Origin of the sequence: Trebonia sp., assembly GCF_030042015.1 — a bacterium.
GTDB lineage: Bacteria > Actinomycetota > Actinomycetes > Streptosporangiales > Streptosporangiaceae > Trebonia.
The window spans coordinates 1-3604 of the sequence record NZ_JASIAL010000414.1; the positions used below are offsets into that span (position 1 = coordinate 1).

Annotated in this window: 3 protein-coding genes; 1 reads left to right on the forward strand and 2 read right to left on the reverse strand. The window is 72.7% G+C overall.

All coding sequences use genetic code 11. The features are described 5' to 3' along the window. Positions 1-562 precede the first annotated feature (562 nt). Both Q1N79_RS22275 and Q1N79_RS22280 read right to left on the reverse strand, forming a co-directional pair. A complete protein-coding gene (locus Q1N79_RS22275; protein ID WP_300612033.1) occupies positions 563-1234 on the reverse strand; it encodes a putative Ig domain-containing protein in 672 nt (223 codons plus the stop codon). Positions 1235-1405: 171 nt separating this feature from the next. Further along, a complete protein-coding gene (locus Q1N79_RS22280; protein WP_300612035.1) occupies positions 1406-2899 on the reverse strand; it encodes an MFS transporter in 1494 nt (497 codons plus the stop codon). A gap of 189 nt (positions 2900-3088) precedes the next feature. On the opposite strand from Q1N79_RS22280, the gene Q1N79_RS22285 reads away from it, so the two are divergent. Beyond that, complete coding sequence (locus Q1N79_RS22285; protein ID WP_300612037.1) at positions 3089-3523, forward strand: hypothetical protein; 435 nt, start codon at positions 3089-3091, stop codon at positions 3521-3523. The last annotated feature ends 81 nt before the right edge of the window (positions 3524-3604 follow it).

Below are 3604 nucleotides of genomic sequence, written 5' to 3' on the forward strand. Positions count from 1 at the left end.
CGTGCAGTCGCCTGCCCCGGCCCCGCGCTGTCCCGGCTGCCCCGGGCACATCGGGCGCCCCGGGTGCCCCGGGCGCCCCGGGCGCGGCGCGGTGTCCCCCGCCGCCGCGCCCCGCGTGTACCCTGCGCCGCCCTGCGTCACGCGCCCGGCGGGATGCCTGAACTAACTGCCCAGGGGATGAGGCATGACGCTTGACTCAGGCATCTGCGCGCGGCGATCGCGGCTGCCCGGCGCGGGTACCCGCGGATGAGCCGGATCTGTGCCCGGCCGTGACCCCCCGCCGTCCCCTGCCGCCCGTGCCGCTGGCGTGCCCGCCCGGGGGATGCGCCTCATGATCACGGGTCAAAGGTGGCCGCGGGCGGTCCCCTTTGACCCGTGATCATGGTCCATGGGCGGTTTCCGGGAGGTGGTTCACCGCTGGACGGGGAAATGTCGGCTATGTGCCCGCTCCTGGCGCGGTTGACCCGTGACCTGCCCTGCGCCGCAAACGGCCAGCGGCTAGGGCTGGCACCTTCTGTGACCGAAGACGGCTCACGCGGTGACCGCAGAACCCACGGCCGACTCACCAGCCGGCGATGGCGACTTCCGCGCTGGCCGCGTTGTTCAGCAGGTTCGGATCGGGATTGAGTGCGGCTGCGGCCACCGCGACCGCGGCGGTGCCCTTGCTCTCCGCCTTGACGGTGATCGTGAGGGTGTCGGCCTGCCCGGCCGGCAGCGGCACCAGCGACCAGCCCACCAGGCCGCCGAGCCGAATGCACCCGGACGAGCAGCCGGTGACCGTCAGCGGCGCCAGCACCACTGCCGCGGCGGCCGCGTTCTCGGCCAGCGCGGGGCCGGCGTTGGCCACCGTCACGGTGCACGTCCCCGTGGCGCCCACGGCCAGGCTGGCCGGGCAGGACAGCCTCGCGGAAACGTCCGCGGCGGGGCCCACCGACACGGTGAACCGTCCCGTGCTCACCGACCCTGAGGAGTCTGACGCGGTCACCGAGTAGGTGCAGGACTTGGTCCCGGCGGGCGGCGTCCCGGACACCAGCCCGTCAGAGCTGACCGACAGCCACGAGGGTGCGCCGCCGGCGACGGTATACCTCGTGGCGTAGTCCGCGCTGAACTGGTAGCTGTACGGCGTGCCCGTCCCCGCGGCGTACTCGGCGGGGTTGGTGCCTGAGGTCACGGTGACCGTGCCCAGCGCAGTGGCCGACCCAGTCTCGTAGAAGCTCACCGTGCCCGCCGTCACGGGGTTGTTCGCCGAGTTGGTGACATCGGTGACCGTGGCCGTGAAGTCGACCGGGGTCCCGGCCGTGCCCCCGCCGCCAGTCTCGCTGAGCGTCGTGGAAACACGAGTTCAATTACGGCAGCGGCCAATCCGGTGCTGAGCTGCGGCTTTTCTCGCGGCAGCCCGGTAAGGTCACGTCGCCGACCGGACGGCGGCGGCGGTGTCACGAGCCGCGTTCCAGGCAACGGCGGTGGCCACCACGGCGGCCGCCCCCGCGGTCAGCATCGCGGCGCGGTCGCCGGTGACCCCGGTGACTCCGCCGCGCATGGACTCGGCGATGGCTGGCAACAGCGCCGCGCCGACCGCCGCGCCGATCTGGCGGCTGGTGTTGATCACCCCGCCGGCCAGGCCCTGATCGCCGTCCGCAAGCGCCCGGCTGGCGATGACCAGCGAACCGAATGCGGTTCCCGCGGTACCGAAGCCGACCAGGATCACCACCGTGAGCACCGGGCTGTAGCCGCCAGACGGCAGCCGGGCAAGGGCGGCGAAGCCGAGCGCGGCGGCCGCCCCGGTCAGCACGAGCATGCGGCGGACGCCGACCTTGCCCGCTAGCCTGGGGCCGAGCAGCCCCGTGGTGAAGCCCGCGACGCCTTGCGGCGCGATGACCAGGCCCGTGGCCAGGGGCGAGAAGTGCAGGGCCTGCTGCAGGTACAGCGAGAGCACAAGCAGTTCCCCGCCGTTCCAGACGCCGAGCAGGAACGCCAGCGCGGCGCCGTTCCGCAGCCCTGGGCGCAGCAGCAGCCGCGGCCGGACCAGCGGCTCGGGGTGGCGGGCCTCCGCCACCCCGAAACAGGCCGCGACCGCAGCCGCCGCCGCGAGCGTTCCGGCGACGGGCAGCGACGTCCAGCCGAGCACGTCCCCCTGCGACACCCCGAAGACAACGAGCGCCACCGCCGCGGTGATCAGCACCGCGCCGCGCACGTCCAGGTGGCGCCCTGCCCGCGTGCCGCCTGATTGCCTGCCATCCCGAGCTGCCTTCGCCCTGGTGTCGGGTCCGCGGAGGATCCGCGGCGCCAGGACGGCGGCGGCCAGGCCGACCGGCACGTTCACCAGGAACACCGAGCGCCAGCTCGTCCACTCGACGAGCACGCCGCCGAGCACCTGGCCGGACACGAAGCCGACCGCGGAGATCGAGCCGTACAGCCCGATCGCCCTGGCACGCCGCGGACCGGCGGGGAAGCTGGTGGTGATCAGCGAGAACGCTGCCGGGGCGACGACGGCAGCGCCGGCACCCTGCACGACACGGGAGGCGACAAGCAGCACCGGGTCGCGGGCCAGCCCGCCCGCCAGCGAGGCCAGCGAGAACACGATCAGCCCGGCGATAAACATCCGGCGCCGACCCAGCAGGTCCGCGGCGCGCCCGCCGAGGATGAGCAGGCCGCCGAACGCGATCGCGTACCCGGTGACCACCCACTGCACGACGGGCGTGGTCACGCCGAGTTCGCGCTCGATCGAGGGCAGCGCGACGTTAACGATGCTGAAATCGAGCACGACCATGAACGCGGCGACGAGGATAAGCGCCAGCCGCAGGCCCGCGCGCAGGCCGGCGTGAGTGTCACGGTCGTCAGCGGTAGCGAAATCGTCGCGGGCAGAGTAAGAGGATGGTGACGGGACGGACGCGGGCATGGCACCAATCGGGTACGTAAGGTCGGATGCGGGATCCGTTGGCGTGCAACATGGTGACCGATGGCGGTATGCCCGGTTACATTGTTCCGCTCGTCACATTTGCCTGACTCGGCCCGGGGGGTATCCCCCGGCGCCACGCCGGCTAGACGGCACGCCAAACACGATATATCTTGTTAACAGGAGGTAGACATGAGCGACTTCGAGAGGCGGGTCCGGCAGCGGCTCAATCCGTTGAGCACCGCGTTCACCGGTTGGTGGTGCCACTCCCGCATCAGGCAGGCCTGGCTGCGGCGGTCCGAGAGCAAGGACACGGTGCGCCGCGAGGCGACGACAGTGTCCAAGCAGGCGCGCTCTGCCCTGCATGACCTGCGGGACAGCGAGGCCGGCAAGCGCGCCGCGACCACCCTGAACGACCTGCGCGACAGCGACGCGGGCAAGCGGGCGGCCACCGCGCTGAACGACCTGCGCGACAGCGACGCGGGCAAGCGAGCCGTGGGCGCGTGGAACGACCTGCGGCAGCGCGAGTCCGTCCGCAAGGCCGGGGCGAGCGCACGTCGCGCGCTGCACGACCTGCGCAGCGGCGGCGGCGGGAGCGCCGACTCGGGCGGCACCACCACGTCGTGACCGCACCGGGTCACCAGCGAGCCGGCTGTGAGTTCGGATGCTGGCGTGCCAGCTGGTGACCGGCTGCGCGCGGCCACGAGT

What these genes read in the sequence shown, in the direction of transcription:
- Q1N79_RS22285 (WP_300612037.1), top strand. Translation starts at nt 3,089, where the DNA reads ATGAGCGACTTCGAGAGGCGGGTCCGGCAGCGGCTCAATCCGTTGAGC.
- Q1N79_RS22280 (WP_300612035.1), bottom strand. Translation starts at nt 2,899, where the DNA reads ATGCCCGCGTCCGTCCCGTCACCATCCTCTTACTCTGCCCGCGACGAT.